General features: G+C 69.2%; 17 protein-coding genes and 1 pseudogene. 10 read left to right on the top strand and 8 right to left on the bottom strand.

Annotated features, from left to right (window positions below; translation table 11 throughout):
• Positions 1–87 precede the first annotated feature (87 nt).
• Positions 88–1,704, top strand: a complete 1,617-nt coding sequence (locus POL25_RS40375; protein WP_272091750.1) for a tyrosine-type recombinase/integrase — start codon at positions 88–90, stop codon at positions 1,702–1,704.
• A 69-nt stretch (positions 1,705–1,773) separates the two neighbouring features.
• Here POL25_RS40375 and POL25_RS40370 read toward each other — a convergent pair whose 3' ends face one another.
• A complete protein-coding gene (locus POL25_RS40370) occupies positions 1,774–2,664 on the bottom strand; it encodes a helix-turn-helix domain-containing protein (RefSeq protein ID WP_272091749.1) in 891 nt (296 codons plus the stop codon).
• A 711-nt stretch (positions 2,665–3,375) separates the two neighbouring features.
• On the opposite strand from POL25_RS40370, the gene POL25_RS40365 reads away from it, so the two are divergent.
• Both POL25_RS40365 and POL25_RS40360 read left to right on the top strand, forming a co-directional pair.
• Positions 3,376–3,639, top strand: a complete 264-nt coding sequence (locus POL25_RS40365; RefSeq protein ID WP_272091748.1) for a hypothetical protein — start codon at positions 3,376–3,378, stop codon at positions 3,637–3,639.
• Positions 3,640–4,936: 1,297 nt separating this feature from the next.
• The gene (locus POL25_RS40360; protein WP_272091747.1) at positions 4,937–5,785 is read left to right on the top strand and encodes a helix-turn-helix domain-containing protein; all 849 of its coding nucleotides are present in this window, start codon (positions 4,937–4,939) and stop codon (positions 5,783–5,785) included.
• 78 nt (positions 5,786–5,863) lie between these two features.
• Here POL25_RS40360 and POL25_RS40355 read toward each other — a convergent pair whose 3' ends face one another.
• Entirely contained in the window at positions 5,864–8,404 is a 2,541-nt protein-coding gene (locus POL25_RS40355) for a protein kinase domain-containing protein (RefSeq protein ID WP_272091746.1), read from the bottom strand.
• Here POL25_RS40355 and POL25_RS40350 point away from each other — a divergent pair.
• Entirely contained in the window at positions 8,355–9,497 is a 1,143-nt protein-coding gene (locus tag POL25_RS40350) for a hypothetical protein (RefSeq protein WP_272091745.1), read from the top strand. The two genes, POL25_RS40355 and POL25_RS40350, sit on opposite strands and share 50 nt — an antisense overlap.
• Positions 9,498–9,675: 178 nt before the next feature.
• Here POL25_RS40350 and POL25_RS40345 read toward each other — a convergent pair whose 3' ends face one another.
• Positions 9,676–9,918 carry a hypothetical protein gene (locus POL25_RS40345; RefSeq protein ID WP_272091744.1) on the bottom strand — a complete coding sequence of 81 codons (243 nt, stop codon included), beginning with the start codon at positions 9,916–9,918 and terminating at the stop codon, positions 9,676–9,678.
• Between POL25_RS40345 and POL25_RS40340 the strand changes: the two genes are divergently transcribed.
• A complete protein-coding gene (locus POL25_RS40340) occupies positions 9,884–11,275 on the top strand; it encodes a hypothetical protein (protein ID WP_272091743.1) in 1,392 nt (463 codons plus the stop codon). The genes POL25_RS40345 and POL25_RS40340 overlap by 35 nt on opposite strands.
• A gap of 4 nt (positions 11,276–11,279) precedes the next feature.
• Here the strand turns inward: POL25_RS40340 and POL25_RS40335 are convergent, their stop codons facing one another.
• From POL25_RS40335 to POL25_RS40320, 4 genes are all read right to left on the bottom strand, one after another.
• Entirely contained in the window at positions 11,280–12,368 is a 1,089-nt protein-coding gene (locus POL25_RS40335) for a hypothetical protein (protein WP_272091742.1), read from the bottom strand.
• 171 nt (positions 12,369–12,539) lie between these two features.
• Positions 12,540–12,965, bottom strand: coding sequence for an arsenate reductase ArsC (locus tag POL25_RS40330; protein ID WP_272091741.1), 426 nt, complete (start codon positions 12,963–12,965; stop codon positions 12,540–12,542).
• Between the two features lie 3 nt (positions 12,966–12,968).
• Positions 12,969–14,009 carry an ACR3 family arsenite efflux transporter gene (gene arsB / locus POL25_RS40325; RefSeq protein WP_272091740.1) on the bottom strand — a complete coding sequence of 347 codons (1,041 nt, stop codon included), beginning with the start codon at positions 14,007–14,009 and terminating at the stop codon, positions 12,969–12,971.
• Positions 14,010–14,069: 60 nt separating this feature from the next.
• Positions 14,070–14,411, bottom strand: coding sequence for an ArsR/SmtB family transcription factor (locus tag POL25_RS40320; RefSeq protein ID WP_272091739.1), 342 nt, complete (start codon positions 14,409–14,411; stop codon positions 14,070–14,072).
• Between the two features lie 119 nt (positions 14,412–14,530).
• Here POL25_RS40320 and POL25_RS40315 point away from each other — a divergent pair, with 119 nt between their 5' ends.
• The 5 genes and pseudogenes from POL25_RS40315 (at position 14,531) to POL25_RS40295 (ending at position 17,207) form a co-directional block, all read left to right on the top strand.
• The gene (locus tag POL25_RS40315; protein WP_272091738.1) at positions 14,531–15,328 is read left to right on the top strand and encodes an arsenite methyltransferase; all 798 of its coding nucleotides are present in this window, start codon (positions 14,531–14,533) and stop codon (positions 15,326–15,328) included.
• A gap of 19 nt (positions 15,329–15,347) precedes the next feature.
• A complete protein-coding gene (locus POL25_RS40310; RefSeq protein ID WP_272091737.1) occupies positions 15,348–15,905 on the top strand; it encodes a hypothetical protein in 558 nt (185 codons plus the stop codon).
• A gap of 115 nt (positions 15,906–16,020) precedes the next feature.
• Positions 16,021–16,596: a sigma-70 family RNA polymerase sigma factor gene (locus tag POL25_RS40305; RefSeq protein ID WP_272091736.1), complete on the top strand. Its 576-nt coding sequence runs from the start codon at positions 16,021–16,023 to the stop codon at positions 16,594–16,596.
• 93 nt (positions 16,597–16,689) lie between these two features.
• Positions 16,690–16,785: pseudogene (locus POL25_RS40300) on the top strand (DUF5989 family protein); the annotation flags it as partial.
• Positions 16,786–16,829: 44 nt separating this feature from the next.
• Complete coding sequence (locus tag POL25_RS40295; protein ID WP_272091734.1) at positions 16,830–17,207, top strand: hypothetical protein; 378 nt, start codon at positions 16,830–16,832, stop codon at positions 17,205–17,207.
• Between the two features lie 548 nt (positions 17,208–17,755).
• Here POL25_RS40295 and POL25_RS40290 read toward each other — a convergent pair.
• On the bottom strand, positions 17,756–18,928 hold the full coding sequence (locus tag POL25_RS40290; RefSeq protein WP_272091733.1) for an outer membrane beta-barrel protein: 1,173 nt from the start codon (positions 18,926–18,928) through the stop codon (positions 17,756–17,758).
• Positions 18,929–19,145 lie beyond the last annotated feature (217 nt).

The raw sequence follows: 19,145 nt of genomic DNA, 5'->3' as shown, positions 1-19,145 counted from the left end.
CCAGATTGTGCACTTTCGGACAGGTCCCGTGGGCCGCTTGCTTGGCCCGATTTTGTCTCGAAAACTAGAGGTGGAAGGTAGGGGTTCATGATCACTGCTGCGTTCGTGCGCGACTGCAAGCCTCGCGCGAAGATGTACGAAGTAACCTGCGATGCCCTGCCGGGCTTCCTGCTGCGGGTCCTGCCCACGGGGAAGAAAGTCGCGCTGGTTCGCTTCCGAGTGGACGGCAAGGATCACCGCCAGAAAATCGGACTGCTCGGACCCACTCTGTCGATTGACGAGGCGCGGCGACGGGCGGCTGTCATGCTCACTAACGCAGCCGCGGACGCGAACGAGCCGGGCGACACTGTACATTCCGGCCGTGCGGCCGCGGGCAAGCGCGCTCGTCTGAAACAGGTGGAATCGTCGCCGTGCGAGGCGGACACGATTCGTGAGCTCGCCAAGCGATTCATCCGCACGCACGTCGACGCGCACCTTAAGGCAGGTACCGCCGTGAACTACAAGCACGCGCTCGAGACGGTGATCGTGCCGAAGCTCGGGGATCGCAACTACCGGAGCATCACCAAGGCAGAAGTAGCCGAGCTTCACACCGCGATGAAGGATCGGCCCGGCGCGGCGAACCTCATGCTCTGCGTGATCAGCAGCCTGTACACGCGGATCACGGAGGACTGGGAGCTCGCCGATATCCGCAACCCGGCGCACAAGATCCGGCACTTCACCATCCCGGAGCGCGAGCGCTTCCTGACTCCGGAGGAGCGACAGCGCGTGCAAGCGGTGATCCTCGCGGGCCTCAAGATCCCCGCCCCACGCAAGGGCCACCTCAAGCTGGTGAGCGTGTGGGCGATCGATCTGCTCGCGCTCACTGGGCGTCGGCGCGATGAGATCCTCACGCTCACATGGGCCATGGTCGACTGGCAACACTCGCTCCTGAACCTGCCGGACACCAAGACCGGACAGCTCAAGGTACCCGTCTCCAGCCGCGTGCTGGGTCTCCTGAAGCATATCCACGATCAAGCCGGCAACCCGCGCACGGGGTACGTGCTGTGCACACGGAACGGCAAACGTCTGCGCGGCATCAATCACACCTGGGACAACATCCGCAAGGCCGCCGGGATCCCCGACGTCCGGTTGCATGACCTCCGGCACTCGTTCGCCAGCGACGCGCTCATGAGTGGCGCGACACTCAGCACGGTCGGGAAGTTGCTCGGCCACAAGCAAGACCGGACCACCAAGCGCTACACGCACCTCGCGGACGATTACCTGCGCCAGGCGCTCGAGACCGCGACCGACCGGATCGTGGAAGCAGCACAGCCGATCGCCGCGCTCCCGCCGACCCCGCCGGCCCCCTTCGTGTCGATGAGTGATGCGCAGTGGAGCCGGATCGCGGCGATGGTCGAGGGCACCCGGGGGCGCTGCGGTGGACCCCGCACCGATCTCCGCCGCACGGTCGACGCGATCCGCTGGGTCCTACACACCGGCGCGAAGTGGAGCGAGTTACCGAAGGAGCACGGCGCGGCCACAACGTCGTGGCGCTGGTATGAGCGATGGTGCAGTGATGGCACCTGGGAACACATCGCCGCGGCCATGGACCTGCCGCCGGCCGAGGTCGGGCGGGAGCCAGCCCGCCGGCCCCCGCGCGCCAAGCAGCGGCAGAGCATGGGCGCGATCGATGCCACGGCGGTCGAGGCCACGGCCTCGGTGTAGCTGACCCCGCCCGCGACGATGCCCCCATGACCTCGTCACGGGCGTCGTCGTTAGACCCGATGCTGCCTACTACTCCTTGCGACGCTTCAGCACAGCAGCCGCGACGCCGGCACCGAGAACAGCGCCAGCGACCACCTTAAACGCGTTCCAGCGGCTTCGCTTCTTCAGCGCGCGAATCTCGACTTCGTCGATCAGAGCCTGTCGCTGCAAGGCCAGATTCTGCTCGCTAAGCACCTGCACCGAAATCTCGAAACCGCCGCCGCGGCTTTCGTCGAGCTCATCCTCGCCGCCGTCCTCGTCCTCGTCGTCGTCCTCGTCATCCTGGCCGTCCGCGTCGCTGTCGTCCTCGTCGTCCTGGGCGTCGTCGTCGGCGTCGCCGTCGTCCTCGTCGCCCCGGCCGTCGTCGTCCCCGCCGCCGTCGTCCTCGTCGTCCTGGCCGTCGTCGTCGGCGTAGCCGTCGTCCTCGTCGTCCTGGTCGTCGTCCCCGCCGGCGCCGTCGCCCTCGTCGTCCTCGTCGTCCTGGCCGTCCTCGTCCCGGTCGTCCTCGTCGCCGTCCTCGTTCTCCTGGCCATCATCGTCCGCGTCGCCGTCCTCATTCTCCTGGCTGTCGTCGTCGTCGTCCTCGTCGCTCTCGACTTCATTCGCGTCCGGAGCTGCTCCCATGAGTCCCAAGTCCCGTTCGGCCTCCAGGGCAACAACGATGCGATCGATAATCGCCAGCTTCGGGTTCGGCTCGGGGTCGTTGAACAGGGTGCTGAGCTGCGGCCGGTTAACATTCGAAGCGCGTGCGAGCGCGGACATCGTGATCTCGTTCTCGCGGGTGATACTCGCGAGACGCTCGATCACGGCGCGGGGCGTGTTGTCCCGCACCCCGATTAGCTGGGCGCCGGCCGCCTGGACCAGATCGAGGTAGAGACGCAGCGAAGGGTTCGGGTCCGGTTCGTCGAACAGCGCCAGCACGTGCGCTGTCTTGTGCCCAGACGTTCTCGCTACCGCCTCCTTACTCAAACCCGCCCGGCGCATCCATGCGTCCAGGTCCATGAACCATCGCCGCGTTCCCATGGAGCACGAGCATAGGCCGGGCCGGGCGGCCGACAAGGGCTGTTCGTCCGACGGCACAACAGGGGGTGACGACAGGGAGGCGTGCGGGGTGCAAGGCGCGCGTGCCGTTGTTCCGCGCGCGGCTGTTACTCGACGCGCGTGCAGTATTGCTCGGCGCGTGTTCGCGTGCAGGGTGTTGCTCCACCGAGCTATCCCGAGCGCGTTGTTCCGCTCCGGCGATCTTCGGCAAGCTGCGCTCGGCCTGGCCTTTCGACCATATTTCGACTCATGAAATAAGCAATAAATATGGGCCACGATAAGCGCGGAATGTGGTTGAGGGACCTTGTCTAGCCCAAATTTAGGGGGACGAGCAACACCCCGCACACGCCGAGCAACACCCGCGCGCCGAGCAACACCCGCGCGCCGAGCGACACCCGGCGATCACCCGCGCGCCGAGCAACACCCGCGTGCTCCGAGCAACGCCGCAGACAACAACCCGTGCGCTGAGCTGCGCGCCGAACGGCAGCCGACGCTCACCCGCGCGCCGAGCAGCGCGCTGAGCAACAGCCGGCGGTCGCCCGCGCCCCGAGCAACGCCCCGCGCCCCGAGCAACACCTCGACCCAAGCTGCGTGGCGGGCAACACCCACACGCCGAGCAATACCTCGCGCGCTGAGCTGCGCGGCGAGTGGCCGCCGATCGCCCGCGCCCCGAGCAACGCCGCGCGCCTGAACAACACCGCGAGCAACACCCGCGCGCCGAGCTGCGCGGCGAGCGACAGCCGGGCGAACACCCGCGCGCCGAACAACACCCGCGCGCCGAGCAACACCGCGAGCAACACCCCGGGCACCGAGCAACGCCGCGAACAACACCCCGGCCCGAGCTGCGCCGAGTAACGCCCGCACGGAGAGACACCTCGCGCCAGCAGCCCGGCGAGCAACAGCCGGCGAGCACCCGCGCAGAACAATGCCGCGCGCCCGAGCAACACCGCGCGTCGATCTGTGCGCCGAGCAACAGCCGGCGAGCACCCGCACCGAGCCCCCCCACGCGCCGAGCAACACCGCGAGCAACACCGCGCGCCGAGCAGCATCGCTAGCAACAGCCGGCGTTCACCCGCGCGCCGAACAACACCTCCGGCGCGCCGAGCAACACCACAATCAACACCCCGCGCATCGAGCAACACCTCGTGCCGCGCCCCGAGCAACAGTCGGCGACCCCACGCGCGCCGAGCGAACGACGTCGAGGTCGGCCGTGGTAGCGCCCGGGACGTCTATGCAGGCGCTTTGGCGCCTCGACGGCGTCTTCCCGATTCGCTTGCACGTCGCGTCGGTTGGTTTCGGCCGTGCGCCCTCGTGCGGCGACTCGATCTTCTTCGGCGCGACGTCGGCCGTCGCTAGTTTGGTTCTGGCGGGCCCCGCTGTCGGGCGAAACATCCGGCGGCAACAGTCCCTGCGCGGCGCAACAGCCTGCGCGGCGGCCAACACCTCCGCCTCGCTGACATCTCACCGACGCCCCCGGCCGCAACACACGCGCTGGCGTGGCCCCGCCGTCGCGCGGAGCAACAGCCTCGCGCGCGGCCAACACCTCCCTCCGCGGAGCAACAGCGTCCGGGGCGGCCAATACCTCGGGCCAACAGCTGGAAGCTGCCGTGCAGACCGAGGCCGGCACCGCAGGGGCCGCCATAGGGCACGACGCCGGCGCGCACGTCGGCCCGCTGCGCGCGGCGGTGGCCATGCACGAGCGTTGTGTGCGCCGCCCTCGTCGGCCCGTTGCGCGCGGCGGTGGCCATGTACGAGCGCTCCGGCGAGACGATGTTGCTCAACGCGAACGCCCGGCCGTCGGTGTTGCTCCCGGCGAGGCGCGAGCACCCGGCCGTCGGTGTTGCTCCCGGCGAGGCGATGTCGCTCGGCGCGAGCACGCGTCGGTGTTGCTCCGGCGAGGCGGTGTTGCTCCGCGCGAGCGTCCGGCCGTTTGTCGCTCAGCGCGAACGCGCGGCCGTCGGTGTTGCTCCCCCGGCGGGCGATGTTGCTCGGCGCGAGCGCGCGGCCGTCGGTGTTGCTCCGGCGCGACCAACGGTGTTGGATCGCGCGGAGCAACAGGTGCTTGACCGGCGTGCCCTGGGCCGTACGATGGACGACTATGAGCACGCGTCGGTGGTTCGGGGAGTTAGAGGGATGGCTGCGACGTTCGGGCTTGACGAAGCAAGAGCTCGCGGAGCGCTCGGAACACAACTCCGCCCACGTGCTCGCGTTGTTCGATCAGCCCGAGCCAAACCCGAAGCTAGGGCTTTACCTCGAACTCGTGCACAAGGCCGGAGCTCGCTTCCATGGTATCGAGGTCAACAAGCCTGCCGCAGTCGTTGGGCGGATCAGAGAGATCATCGCGCGCGAGCAGATTCTGACCGTGTCGGCGCTCGCCAAGGTCTCCGGCATCAACCGCTCTCAGCTCAGCAGCCTTCTCAACGACCCCGACCCGAACCCCACGCTGGCGACGTTCGATCGTCTCGTCGCTACGCTGGGCGCCGAGCAGGAATTCGGGCTCGTCAGCTTCATGGATGCGGAGGTCGAGCAGGCGATCGTCGTCGGCATTGAGGAAGTGGAGGCCGTGAAGCAGGAGACGAGGGCACGCCACCTGTGGGCCGTCCCGAACCCGACACCCACGATGTCAGCGGCGGCCGAGCGCGCGGCGCAAGCGAAGGCCGAGGCGCTCGCGGCCGAGTTGACTGAGCGTATCAGTCGGCTCCACGAGATGAACGTCGCGCTCGAGAAGCGGCTCGCAGACGGCGCCGCCGAGCTCGAAAGACTGCGCGGCTTGAACGCCGCGCTCGAGCGTCTCCGGGCGGAAGATGAAGCCGAGATCGCCAGACTGAAGCAGGCGAACCGCGAGCTCGAGCGACTTTACGTGCAGGATCAGGCCGAGCTCGCCGAGCTGTCCGCCCGGAAGGACTGGGGTCTCGGCCGCAAGCTCCTGTTCGGCGTGTCGTGCGTCGCTGCGGGCGCGGGTGCTGCGGCCATCGTCATGCAGTCTCGGGGCCGCTCGTAGCCTGCTCCTCTGCGACCCGACGAACAGGCGCCTTGGGCATCGCCTACGACCGCTACGTCAAGACGCGCTCTTGAGCGCTTACTCGAGCGGGAGGCGAACACGCACGCGCCCGACGATCTCGCTCACCGGGAAGCGAACGCGCTCGAGTGCATCGCGGGCGCAGGCGTGCCAGGGGTAGCGCGGATCGTCGGGAGCCGGCGCGCGGGCGTTGAGCGTGACCACGGCGCCCTTGCCCCGAACGACGTCGAGGTCGGCCGTGATGGCGCCGGGGACGTCCTTGCAACCGCGCAGCGCTTGCACGGCGCCTTGTGCTGCGGCGGTCGCTTCTGCCGTCGTCACCGCGCCACGCGGCGACGGCTGTGTGCGGCGTAGCGGCGGTGTTCGCTTGCCGGTCGTGTCGGTCGTCTGGGCTGGTTTCGGCGGCGTCCCCTCGTGCGGCGACTTCATCGGCGCGACCTCGGCGGTCGCTGGCTTGGTCGGCCCGTCGTCGGTCGAAGTGCGCGGCGGCGTCGGCGACGGCATCACCTGCGCCTGGGTGCCCTGCATGTCGCCGGCAAGCTGCACCGCGATATCGCCGGGCGCGGTCACGCGCCCCACGACCACGCCAACCGCGACCGCAAAAATCAGCGCGAGGAGCCCCCACATGCCGCCGCGCCGGGCGATGGGAGTCACGCGCGACGTGCCGATCGGCAGGTCGACGGGCGGCGCTTCTGCGGCGGCGGTAGTCGCTTGCGAAGGTGTTGGCCTTTCGACCGCGTCAACGCTCGTAACGGGTGCGCTCTCCGGCGTCGCGCTCAACACGACCTGCGCGATTGGGACGGTCGGCGCGGCCGCTGCGGCTTCCTGCTCGGCCTCGGCTTCCTCGCGCTTGACGGCTTCAAGCTCCTCCTCTTGCGCCGCGAGCGCTTCCTCCACGGCCTGCAGGTTGGGCCGGCCGCTCGGGCTCGGGTTCACCATGGCGATGAGCAAGGACTCGAGGCCGGGCGGGCACTCGGGACACACTTTGCGTGCTGGTACAGGTTCGCTGCCGCCCGGCGGGAACGGGCGCAAGCCCGTGAGCAGGCGGTAGAGCATCAGTCCGAGCGCAAACACGTCGCTCGCCACGGTGAACGCCCCACCGCTGCGAACCTCCGGCGCCGCGTAGTCCATGTTGCGAAGCGGCTTCTCGCTCTTGGGCTCCGCGCGCGCCTCCGGCGGCGTCGCCCACCGCTCCGTCAGGTGGGCGTAGAACGCGGGCGACACCTGCGCGTGGTCGAAGTCGAAGATCCACGCCTGCGGCTTCTCTCCGCGTGCGATCAAGACGTTGCCCGCGTGCAGGTCGCGGTACACGACGTCGACCGCATGCACGGCCATGAGTGCGCTCGCTAGCTGGCGGCCGACCGCGATGACCTCGTCGGAGCGCAGGTGCTTGTCGGGACCCGCGACATCCGTCGCCGGCGAGCCCGGGCACAGCTCCGTGATCGTGAACGCCTCCCGGCCCTCAATCCCATAGTGGTGGATCTGCGGGATGTTCGGGTGCCGCAGCGCGGACAGGATCTTCGCCGCGCGGTGGAAGCGGATCGCGTCGTCCTCGCTCGGCTTCGCGTCGCGCAGCACCTTGAGCGCGACCTCGCGTGACAGCCAACGATCGGAGGCGCGGAAGACCACCGCGCTCGCGCCGACGCCGATGACCTCCAAGCGGTCGAAGCTGCCGCCGAACAGGTCTCGGCGCGACGTTTGCGGGTGCGCCGCGAGGATCGCCTCGAGCCCGCGGCGCAGGTGATCCGCGGACGGCAGCCGATCGCTCGGCTCAGGCTCGAGCGCCGAGCGGAGGAGTCGCGAAAAGTCCTCCGGCGCCTCGCTGCTTGGGTTCACCTCGTGGATCGGCCGGAGCCCTGTCAGCTTCGGCAGGAGCTGGGTGCAGAGCTGGTAGAGCGTGGCGCCGAGCAGGTACACGTCCAGGAGCGGATTGGCGTCGCAGAGCCCTGCCTCCGGCGGAAGGTAATCGGGAGTGCCGATCGCCCGGCCGAGCTGGGTCTTGTGACGGATCACGGGCGGGGTGAAGCGCGCGTCCTGGGCCTCGTGGAACGGAACACCGACGCTCGCCAGGCCGAGGTCGATCAGCTTCGCCACGCATCGATCTGCGCCGGTCGTCAGGATGATGTTGTCCGGCTTGACGTCGCGGTGGATCACGCCGACGCGATGCAGAGAATGCAACGCGTCGGCAATCTGCATGCCGATCTCGGCCACCTCGCGCCATGGGAGGGGGCCGAGCGAGAGGCGCTGCGACGAGGTCTCGCCGTCGAGGTGCTCGAGGGCGATGTAGGGCTGTTCGTCGGCCGTGTGACCGAACGCGATCGCGCGCACGATGTTCTCGTGCTGAATGTTGCTCAGGATCTCCGCCTCGACCGCAAAGCGGCGGTGCGCCTCCGGGCTGCACGCGCGCAGGAGCTTGATCGCGACGTAGCACTTGCGCGTGAGATCCTTGGCCAGGAACACGTGGGCCATGCCGCCCTTCGCCAGCCGCCGGACGATCTTGTAGCGCCCGTCGAGTAGCTCGCCGATGAAGTCCGCGCCTACTTCCTTGTAGATGGGCCACGTCGGCCTGGGCCCGGAGCGTGGAGTGAGGGGGCTGTCCATCGTCGCCAAGAGTGCCACAGCCCCAGGCGAGAAAGACCGCCTAAATGCCTTTCCTGCCATTTTCAGGCCCGTTTCGTCCCACACCCGGCCGCGCTTCACCCCCTCGTTCCGCCGCGATCCTCCCCCTTTCAACCCACGCCGGGAGCACGTTCGGCCGGCGTGGTGGTACAACGAACCCATGCCCGCGCGCGCCGCCTTGCTCTCCCTCGTCCTTGCGGGGCCCACCCTGGCGGCGCCGCCGCTGTCGCCCACGGCGACCAACGCCGAGATCAACGACGAGATCACGGCGGCCGACCCGACGATCACCACCGACAACCTCGCGCCGCTCGAGCGGCTCATCACCGCTGCCGAGTTGGTGGAGTCGAGACTCGCGGACACGTCCGACGTCAAGGACCTCGGCGATCTGCTCACGCTCGCCGTGACCGCCCGCCGCGTCGCGTACCAGCGCACGAACGACGCCGCGCACCTGTGCCAACTACTCGCCACCGCGGAGCGGGTCCTCGCGCGCACGGACACCCCGCCGCCCGAGGCGACGGACTTCCGCGACGAAGCGCGCGCCGGCCTCGCCTCGCACGCTGAAGCGGCCGCACGCGGCGACGCGCGCTTCGTCGCGCCCCCTTGCGTGCAGCCGACATCCGAGCCGAAGCCCGGCCCCGTGGCGGAACCCGAGCAGGCGCGCGAACCTTCGCCCGCGATGACAGCGCCGACGACGGGCCGCACGCCTCCGCGCGCCAACGGCCTGACGATCGCCGGCGGGGTCCTGCTTGGCACGGCCGCCCTCGCCGCCCTCGCCATCATCCCCGTGCAGGTCCGCCGCGCCGGGGCGTTCAATGACCTCGAGACGTTGATCGCCGAGATTGAACAGGCGGGCCATCGGACCCCGGAGCAGGCGCAGCGCATGAGCGACCTCGGATCCGTGGGGACGTGGACGCGGGGCGCCAAGATCGGCCTCGCAATCTCGGCGGCGGTGCTCGGGGCTGTCGGCATCGGCATGGTCGCCCGCGGCAAGCTGCGCCCGACGACGGACCGGGCCCGTCTTGCGCCCTACGGCGGGCCCCAGGGCGCCGGCCTTTCGCTTTTCGGGCGCTTCTAGGGTCTACCCCCTTGGCAGAAATAGAACGTCGTCAACGCGCCTGGACGTCGCGCCCCGGCTTCGCGCGCGGACCCGCGCGTGGTACCTTCGCAACGATGGTCCGCCGCACGCTCCTGTCCGTCGCCGTCCTCGCCGCCTGCGCGGGAGACTTCGATCAGCTCCTGCAGCAGGGTGGGGGTTACCCCATCAGCGACGGAGCCAGCGGATCGACCACCGACGAACCGAGCCCGGCGAGCACGACGGCCGACACGATGGCCAGCACCGCAGACACGAGCGCGACGATCGGTGAAGCGACGTCGGTGAGCGCGTCGGTGACCGACGGCGGGACTGAGAGCGACGGCGCGACCGGCACCACCACCGACGACGGAAAGGCCCTGCCGGTCAACGTGGAGGTGTTCCTGTCGCCATCGTCGGTGGACAAGGTCGGCGAGGTGCAGGTCACGGTGTCAACGTCGCGGCCGGTCGCGACGATCGACGTGTTCGACGGCGACGTGCCCCTCGCACTCGGCGCGACGCCGGGGGATCCGGTCTGCGTGTTCGAGGTGACGTCGGACAACGTCCCCGGCGACGGCACGCACACGATCCGCGCTGTCGCGCATGCCGCCGACGGCGTGAGCGGGCAAGCCGAGAAGGACCTGACGATCGACGTCGCGCCCGGCGGCACCGACGTCTGGCCGCCCTACGTGCAGGTCGGGCCGATCAACGGCTTCACGAGCGCGACGCTGCTCGACGACGCGGCGATCGCTGCCGCGGGCTTCTACGAGACTCAACAGGGGCTCGAGGCGGTCGCGGTGAAGATCGATGGGGCGACGGGCAAGCTCGAGGCGGGGCCGGTCGCGCTCGGTAAGGTCGCGCTCGCGTCCGCGGGGAGCGGACCGGCGATCGCCGCCAGCGACGACGGCGCGGTGTTCGTCGCGTCCACGCAACTCGGGCCGACGTGGGCGTTGTCCAAGGTGTGGCTCGACGATCCGTTGTCGTTCGAGTGGAAGGCGACGGGCGACCTCAAGACTAAAGCGCTCGCGGTCACGGTCGCGGGCCCCTTCGTGATCGTCGTCGGCGCGCTCGAGGTGTCGCCTGGCACGCATGACCTCCGGGTATGGTGGCTGGCGGCCGAGGACGGAGCGCTGCTTCACGAGGCGCCTTTCGCCGCGTCTCTCGCCGATGACCCGCCGAACAAGCTGGACGAGATCGGCCGCGGCGTGGCCATCGTCGGTGACGAGGTCATCGTCGTCGGCGAGCGCGAGATCGTTGGCGACTTCAACAAGATCTATCGGCGGACGATCGTGCTGCGGTACTCGCTCGCGGGCGAAGCGCTTGGCGAGTGGACGTCGCCCGGCGAACAGCTCGCGGAAGACGGCGGGATGGCCGTCGCGCCGCTGCGGGGAGGTGGATTTGTCATCACCGGGTGGGGGCGCGACCTGTTCACGATCCGCCAGGTGCTCACACGCTGGTTCTCGGCCGCGGGGGAACCCGGGCCCGTGCGGGTCGAGCCCACGCCGGGGAGCGACGCGATCGGCTACGCGATCGGCGAGGACCGCGAGGGCAAGATCATCATCGCCGGCTCGCGCAAGCAGCCGGCCACCGACATGGACGCGTGGATCTTCGCCATCCCTGGCCCGCTCGGCGGGCACGTCTGGGAGGTCGTCCGCAACGGGCCGGGCAAGGGCCCCGATGACGCCGCGGGACTCGCTGTCGGTCCCTGGGGTCACGTGTCCATCGTGGGGAGCGAATTCGCCGACCTGCAACCGCGGGCGTTCGCGTTGCGCCTCTACCCGTAGGCGCTCACTGCGGCACGAACACGTCGCACTGCGCCTTGATCTTCGCGGCCGCGGCGGCGAAGTACTCGGCGTAGCCTTGGTCGTTGCAGATCGAGCCGAACACTGAATGGGGAAGCAGCTCCGTCCAGGTGCGGAGCTTGTGATAGCCGGGGGGGACTCCTTCGTAGCCGCACAGACCGTCCGGATCGTCGATGTCGTTCGTGATCACGAGCAGCACCACCGCGTCCGCGTCGCCGCCCTTGGCCTCGACCAGGGCGTCGGCCCAGTCTTTCGCCGTGCCCTCGCTCTTCTCGTCCCATGTGTCATCGATGGCGACGACCACGAGGAGCGCGTCATCGCGGAGGAAGCCCGCGTTGCAGCCGGCCGGCGCGTTGATCTCGTCCTCTAGTGCGCTGACGGCAGCTTCAGCAACCAACCCGCCACCGCTCGTGCCGACAGACGCCACACACGCGAAGGCGTCGTCCAGATCAGCCTGTCCCGCGCCGATGTAACGGTGTCCGCCCGACAGGTCGCACCGCTTGTTGCTCGCGTCCCACCCTGCGGAGAAGGTGATCCCCGCGCCCTGCACCGTGTCGCACGGCTCGAGCACTGCTCCGCACGGATAGTCCTCCGGCCCGCTCGGGCAGGTGTCGACGCAGTCTTCACAGCCCGGGATTCCCCACGGCGGGCCATACTGACGAGGTGTGAGGATGTGATAGTCGAAGCCGGCGAATTCGGTCTCGAGCGTGTCGACGAAGCCCGGAAAGCTCGCTTTGAGCCAATCCTGCGCGCCCTTCATCGTCCACCGCGAGCTGATCGAGAACACGAGATCGACCTTGCCCATGCAGCCTGCCGGTGGCTTGTCGCCGCCGTCCGGCGGCGTACCGCCGTCCGGAATGCCAGAGCCCGCCGAGCTGGCGGAGCTGTTCGACGCCGCGGCCGAGTCCTCCGCCGAGCTGGTGGACGTCGACGTCGAGGTCGACGTCGACGCGTCACCGCTCGAGCTTGTGCCCTGCGGCGCAGTCGTGATGCTCGAGCCGAATCCTGGCCCTGGCCCCTCACCATTGTTGCAGGCGGCGAGAGCGGCGAGCGTGGCGAGCGCGAGGCGGCGCATACGCTCAAGGTACCTCGCGCAGCGGGCGATGTCACCCGCCGGGGGCAATGCCGCGGCAACCTGCACGGCGCCCTGTCGAACTAACGCGGTACACCATCGGCCCCCCGCACGTGGCGCCGTGAAAGCCGCTGTCGTTCGAGTGGACAGCGGTTCGCCGCGGCGACGGGCGACCTAGGCGCGTCCGTCGAGCTCAGGAAGGCAGGTTTCGATCGCGTCCGCGGTGCGCCGGAAGCGTTCGAGCATGTCGTCGCGGGTCAACGAGGGATCATCGCTCGCGGGATCCGGAAGCGGCCAGTGCAGGCGCGGTGCCTTGCTCAGGAACAGCGGGCAGACCTCGTCGGCGCAGAGGGTGATTACGAGGTCGACCGAGGCGGGATCGATCGTCGTCACGGACTTGGAGTAGTGAGACCCGAGGTCCAGGCCTCGCTCGCGCATCACTTCGATGGCGAAGGGGTTGATGCGTGTGGGTTGCGAGCCAGCGCTGGTGACACGCACGCGATCGCCCCAACGGGCGCGCGCAAGGGCCTCGGCCATCTGACTACGGGCCGAGTTGGCGACGCAGAGAAACAGGACGCTCGTGAAGTTGGGGACGCTCATGGGTCACGCGGCGGCGGCGAAGCGGTGGGCGGTTCGGTTGGCGAAGGCGCACAGGGACAGCATCACCGGCACCTCGACGAGCACGCCGACGACCGTGGCGAGCGCGGCGCCCGACTGGAGGCCGAACAGCCCGATCGCGACCGCGACCGCGAGCTCGAAGAAATTGGACGTGCCGATCAGCGCGGCCGGCGCTGCGACCGAATGCGGCAGGCGCCAGGCCCACGCCCACAAGTACGCCAGCCCGAAGATCCCATAGCCCTGGATCAGCAGGGGCACGGCGATCAGCGCGATGGTCAGCGGGCGCTCGACGATGGTCGTCGCCTGGAAGCCGAACAGCAGAACTACCGTCCCGAGGAGTCCGAGCACGGAGACGGGCTTGAGGGCGGCGACGAAGCGGCCGAGCGCCGCGGGCTCGTGCCCCGTCAGCGCGCGCCGGGTCCATGCGCCGGCGACGAGCGGGATCACGACGTAGAGAACGACCGACAGCAACAGGGTCGTCCAGGGCACGGTGATGTCGGTGACGCCGAGCAAGAGCGCGGTGATCGGCGCGAACGCGACGACCATGATCAAGTCGTTCACCGCGACCTGGACGAGCGTGTAGTTGGCGTCGCCGCGGGTGAGCTGACTCCACACGAACACCATCGCCGTGCATGGCGCGACGCCGAGAAGGATCGCGCCGGCGAGGTACTCGCGGGCCTCCGCCTCGGGCATGAGGCCGGCGAACACGTGGAGAAAGAACAGGCTGGCGAGGCCGGCCATCGTGAACGGCTTGATCAGCCAGTTGATCACGAGCGTGACGATCAAGCCCTTCGGCCTGCGCCCCACGTCGCGCAGCGAGCCGAAATCGATCTGGATCATCATCGGGTAGATCATCACCCAGATCAGCAAGGCGACGACGAGGTTGACGCTGGCGACTTCGAGGCTGCTAACGAACGCGAACAAGCCCGGCGCGAGGTTGCCGAGGGCGACGCCCGCCCCGATGCACAGCGCGACCCAGAGGCTGAGGTAGCGCTCGAAGATGCCGAGAGGACTTGAAGAACTCATGCAGAACACTCCATCGACGCGAGGCCGGCGCTCGCGTTCGTAGAAGGACGATTTAGCGGGCTAGAGGCCACCCACGAGCGCCTTTAGCCGACGGAGGGCGCGGTTGTCGATGCAGTAACAGGTCCGCGGGCCATCGATCTCGCCGCGGATGAGACCGGCGTCTTTCAGCACCTTCAGGTGCTGCGACACGGTCGACTGCGCGAGCGGGAGCTCGTCGACGATCTCGCCACAAACGCACGACGCGCGGCGCGCCAGTAGCCGGAGGATTTGCACCCGGGCGGGATGTCCGACCGCCTTCGCCAGCGCCGCGAGCTCTTGATCGGCCTCCTCCCCCTCGATCGGTCGGAGGTCCGGGCGGTCGTCGGAGGGAGGGCAGCAGGCCGAGGGGGCGGCGTCGCTCATCGCATTTTAACGATATAGCCTCAGGCGCCGAGATTCAAGCCCGAAAGCGGGAGGCGGCGAGGCCCGAAAAAAGTCTGCGTCCTTTCGGGAGGGTCGTCGTCTTCGGGGCGGAAACCATCATGACCGACCAGAACGACGACGAGATCCGCGGCGCCGTCCGCGAGCACTACGCCAAGATCGCCAACACCGGCGCCGCGAGCGGCTGCACTCCCGGCTGCTGCAGCGGCCCGAAGACGGACTCCAGCCACCAACTTGGTTACTCGGCCGAGGAGCAGGCCGCCGTCCCTGAAGGGGCCGACATGGGCCTCGGGTGCGGCAACCCGCAGGCGATCGCGGCGCTGCGGCCCGGCGAGGTCGTGCTCGACCTTGGCAGCGGCGGCGGCTTCGACTGCTTCCTCGCCGCGCGCCAGGTCGGCCCGACCGGCCGCGTGATCGGCGTCGACATGACGCCGGACATGATCACCAAGGCGCGGGCCAACGCGCGGAAGCTCGACGCGCGCACCGTCGAGTTTCGGCTCGGCGAGATCGAGCACCTGCCCGTCGCCGATGCGCAGGTCGACGTGATCCTCTCGAACTGCGTCATCAACCTCTCGCCCGACAAGGGGTCCGTGTTCCGCGAGGCGTTCCGGGTGCTGAGGCCGGGCGGGCGGCTCGCCATCTCCGATGTCGTCGCCACCGCGACCTTGCCCGAGGAGCTGGCGACGCAAGTCGCCGCGCGGACCGGCTGCGTCGCCGGTGCGGCCGAGGTCGGGGTGCTCGAGGCGCTGCTGCGCGAGGCCGGCTTCGAGAACATCAGGATCAGCGTCAAGCCCGAGAGCCGAGAGTTCATCAAGGACTGGGTCCCGGGGTCCGGCGCCGAGAACTACGTCGCGTCGGCGATCATCGAGGCCAACCGACCCCGCGGCGGCGCCGCCTGAGCACACCACGGAGTCGACCATGATCGATGCCACGCTGACCAACGTCGCCGCGGTCCTTCTCGCCGCTTACGCCGTCCTCGCCGCGGTCGACGGGCTCTACATCCACCTCTGGCGGCTGAGGCTTCACCAGCGCGCGGAGACCCGCCGCGAGCACTGGCTGCACACCCTGCGAGCCCTTCTCTTCCCGGCGTTCGTCGGCGGTTTGTTCGCCGCGCCGACCGCCGGGGCGCTCCTTTGGGCGGCGGTCGGAGTCGCCGTCCTCGACCTCGTGGTCGGGCTCTGGGACGTGGCGATCGAGCGTGACAGCCGGGCGACGCTGGGGGGCCTGAGCACCGCGGAGTACACCGTGCACGTCACGCTGACGATGCTGCACGCGGCGTCGCTGGCGCTCGTCCTTGCCGCTCGACCCGCCTCCGCATGGACGCTCGACGGCCCCACGGTGCTCCATACGCCGATGCCGGGGTTCAGCGCCGCGCTCGCCATCAACCTGGTACCGGGCGCGATCGTCCTCGGTCTCCTGCACGTCTACCTCGGCTTGCGCGGGGCTCAGTCCGCCAACGCGAAGGCCCCGGCATGATTGGCCGCAGCGTCGCGGCAGTGTCCGGGGCGTTGCGGCGCTGCAACGGCTCTGACATGGTGATCGACGGGACGCGACCAGGCGTCCAACCCGACCGGCCGGGAGGTCACTCGACATGATCACGTTGGAGATGCGCGGCGCGTGGCGGGAGCTAGAACGCAAGCTCCGTCCGTTCGTCGCGCGCCGCGTCGCCGGGGCCGACGCCGAAGATGTCCTTCAGGACATTTTCTTGCGCATGCAGAAGAGCTTGCCCCACCTCCGTGACGAGGATCGTTTCGGGCCGTGGGTGTACCAGGTCGCCCGGAGCGCCATCGTCGACCACCAGCGCGCGGCCCTGCGGCACCCGCTGGCGTCTCTCGAAGCGGCCGACGAGCCCGCCGCGGACGACGAGGAGGACGACGGCGCGGTCGAGCGCGAGCTCGCCACGTACCTCGCGCCGTTCGTGGCGGCGCTCCCGTCGCCCTACCGCGAAGCACTGACGTTGACCGAGCTCGAAGGACTGACGCAGAAGGACGCGGCCGCGATGCTCGGTGTCTCGCTGTCCGGGATGAAGTCCCGTGTGCAGCGAGGGCGTGCTCGCCTGCGCGTAATGCTTGACGAGTGTTGCGACATCACGGTCGACGCCCGGGGCCGCGTGATCGGGTGCGAGCCACGCCCGGACTACAAGCTGCCGGACGGCTGCTGCCAGTGAGGGGCGCTGGCCCGACGGCCCGCAGACCCGCGGCCTCAAGGCTTGGGCCGGGGGGGTGTCTGGCCCTGCTCACAGCCCCGGATGCGCGATGGCGCCCCGCGGCTGATCGTCCTGCTGCTCGCCGGCGTCCTGCTATGGCTCACCGGCGGCCTCGCCTACGTCGCCCCGTTCGTCTACACCCTGTTCTGAGATCGCGCCCGGCTGACGGCAGAACATGCGGTGCAATCGTCCGCATGCTCCCATTGCGGGAATGCGTCGAGCGCGACGACACGCGGCGCTCGTGGTCGACCACGCCAAAGTTGCGCGCCGTCGACTACACCCTGGCGGGTCGATCGCGCGAGTTGTCGACGCGTCGGTGGCGGAAACGCCGCTTCATCACGGCCCACGTCGCGCTCCCGTGCCCGATCCACGGCGAGCCGCTGACGGACGAACAGCTCGGGCAAGGGCTCGGCGATCTGGCGATCGAGACCGAGAAGTCGGCGGTATGGTTCCTTGTGGTCGTCGTGATCGCCGCCGCTGCGCTGGTGGACGGATGCAGTTGTCCGTCCAGGCACTCCGGCGGCGCCCCGAACAACCTGGGGACCCAGCCGCCCGGCGGCGGCAAGCCCTGATAGACTCGTGTCGGCATGGACGTGCCGACGCCACCGAGCTGGTGATCGGCGGCGGCGTGTTCGTGGTCCTGCACCACCTCTACGGCTACGGCTGGAACACGGGCTATCTCCTCGTCGCCCTGGCGCTCGGCTGACACACGCTCGGGGACGCCGCGATCCTCGGCTGGTTCTGCGAGCCGTGAGCCAAGCCCAGCTCTCTGAGGTGCCACGATGCCGCCCACGTCTCGGTCGGTCGACTCCGGGACACCAGTCGTCGGCCCTGGATGGGCCAGGGTCGGAAGCGTCTCATTCGAGCGCGGTGCGCGCTCTCCGCCGTTTGCCGGCCGATGAAGTTACTCGGCGCTCACCGAGGCGTCCGCCTCTCCCCGGCGCGAGGCATGGTCCGGGGTTGCCGACGATCGACCGGCAATTGCTCGAGCGTGTGACGGAGCGCCTTCCGGCGGCGGGCCCGATCGTCGGCCCGATCGCTGATGGCGCCGTAGATCCCGAAGCCGGCGAATACGACGAGGAGTATGATCAGTGGAGACATCCGACCTCCGATGGCTGGGTCATGGGCGCTTGCCGCCGAAGCGGTGGGCGAACACGCCCGCGGCGCTGAAGAACACGGTGTGCTGGTCGCGTCCGAGGCCCATGGCGTCGTCGGCGATCGCGGCCCCGCGGTAGAAGAAGCCATTGGGGTTGGTCGAGTGGTCGTAGCGGTACTCGACGCGCAACAGGAGGTTGTTGAAGATGCGGAAGTTGTTGGTGAAGGCGCCCGAGATCAAGGTCTGCGGGACGCCGAACATCCGGCCGTCGCGGTCCCAGAAGAACTCGGGGCGCAGGGCCATGTCCCACGTGCGCTCCTTCCCGAGCACGCGCCAGCGAGTGAAGATCGCCCCGTTCATCCACATCTGCCACGGCGTCAGCGGCAGGTCGGTGCGCGGGTCGGCGCCGACGTCGAACAGCCCGCCGATGCCGAAGCGCTCGGTGTTGTAGGTGAACTGCGAGTCGGAGAACAGTCGCCAGGCATTCGGGCGCATGTCGGCCTGCTCGGGGCCGATCCATACGTACTCGCCGAAGTTGAAGCGCTCGCTCGGCGTGAAGGTGTAGCCCAGCATCACGCTCGGCGCCTTGTTGTTGTCGGCGAGGATCTGCCAGCCGTTGGTCACCCACAATTGGACCTGGTGCTTGTCGCGGATCGTCTGCGCGAACTTGATGCCCGAGAGGTAGTACGGCACGCTGTTGAGCTGCCAGGTGACCGTGTAGTTCCAGTTGTAGGGACTCCAGTGAATGCCGATACCGACGGGGCTCAGGTGCAGGCCCGCGACCAACTCCGTGCCGTGACGGGTGCGAAACCCGATGGTGGCCCGCGAGATATGCTTCCACACCTCCGGTCCGGCGAATTTGCCGTTGGCGCCGCCCGGGTTCGGCTCGTAGGCGACCAGCGCGTCGGCGGCCGGACCGCCCTGCGCGGCGAACTCGAACAGCGGCGAGAAGCGGCCCGGAATCGCATCGCGGCGGATGTACGCGACCGCGTGGTTGAGCGAGAACTCGCCGGTCCGCGGCTGCACGCTCGTGCCGCGGTAGACATGATTGTCGGGGTTGTTGCTGTTGTAGCTGTAGTTGACGTCGATGAAGCCGCCGACTTCCCACGCCTTGAAGCCGGCGACCCCGTTCGGGTCCATCTTGTCACCGGCCGAGATCGCGGGGTTGTTCACCGCCGCCGCGTCCGTCCCCGGCAATGTCTTCTGTACCCGGTCCTCGTCCGCCTCCTCGCGGGGGCCCACAGGCACCGCGGCCGGCGCTGCCGGAGTTCGCCCGGCCGAGATCGCCGGGTTGTTCACGGACGCCGCATCGGTGCCGGGCAGCGCGCCCTGGACCTCGTCCTCGTCGTCCGGGGGCGTCCAGGGCGGAAGCGAGCGCGTAGCCCCCGGGTCTGCAGAGGGCGCCGTGGACCCC

The sequence above is a fragment of the Nannocystis bainbridge genome (assembly GCF_028368995.1).
Classification (GTDB): domain Bacteria; phylum Myxococcota_A; class Polyangia; order Nannocystales; family Nannocystaceae; genus Nannocystis; species Nannocystis bainbridge.
Note: the sequence above shows the minus strand (reverse complement) of the source record. Positions and strands in the feature narration are given on the sequence as shown.

Bases quoted from the DNA above. Each gene is read 5' to 3' on its own strand.
- POL25_RS40375 (WP_272091750.1), top strand. From the start codon at position 88: ATGATCACTGCTGCGTTCGTGCGCGACTGCAAGCCTCGCGCGAAGATG.
- POL25_RS40350 (WP_272091745.1), top strand. From the start codon at position 8,355: ATGGGCCACGTCGGCCTGGGCCCGGAGCGTGGAGTGAGGGGGCTGTCC.
- POL25_RS40355 (WP_272091746.1), bottom strand. From the start codon at position 8,404: ATGGACAGCCCCCTCACTCCACGCTCCGGGCCCAGGCCGACGTGGCCC.
- POL25_RS40335 (WP_272091742.1), bottom strand. From the start codon at position 12,368: ATGCGCCGCCTCGCGCTCGCCACGCTCGCCGCTCTCGCCGCCTGCAAC.
- POL25_RS40330 (WP_272091741.1), bottom strand. From the start codon at position 12,965: ATGAGCGTCCCCAACTTCACGAGCGTCCTGTTTCTCTGCGTCGCCAAC.
- arsB (WP_272091740.1), bottom strand. From the start codon at position 14,009: ATGAGTTCTTCAAGTCCTCTCGGCATCTTCGAGCGCTACCTCAGCCTC.
- POL25_RS40320 (WP_272091739.1), bottom strand. From the start codon at position 14,411: ATGAGCGACGCCGCCCCCTCGGCCTGCTGCCCTCCCTCCGACGACCGC.
- POL25_RS40315 (WP_272091738.1), top strand. From the start codon at position 14,531: ATGACCGACCAGAACGACGACGAGATCCGCGGCGCCGTCCGCGAGCAC.
- POL25_RS40310 (WP_272091737.1), top strand. From the start codon at position 15,348: ATGATCGATGCCACGCTGACCAACGTCGCCGCGGTCCTTCTCGCCGCT.
- POL25_RS40305 (WP_272091736.1), top strand. From the start codon at position 16,021: ATGATCACGTTGGAGATGCGCGGCGCGTGGCGGGAGCTAGAACGCAAG.
- POL25_RS40295 (WP_272091734.1), top strand. From the start codon at position 16,830: ATGCTCCCATTGCGGGAATGCGTCGAGCGCGACGACACGCGGCGCTCG.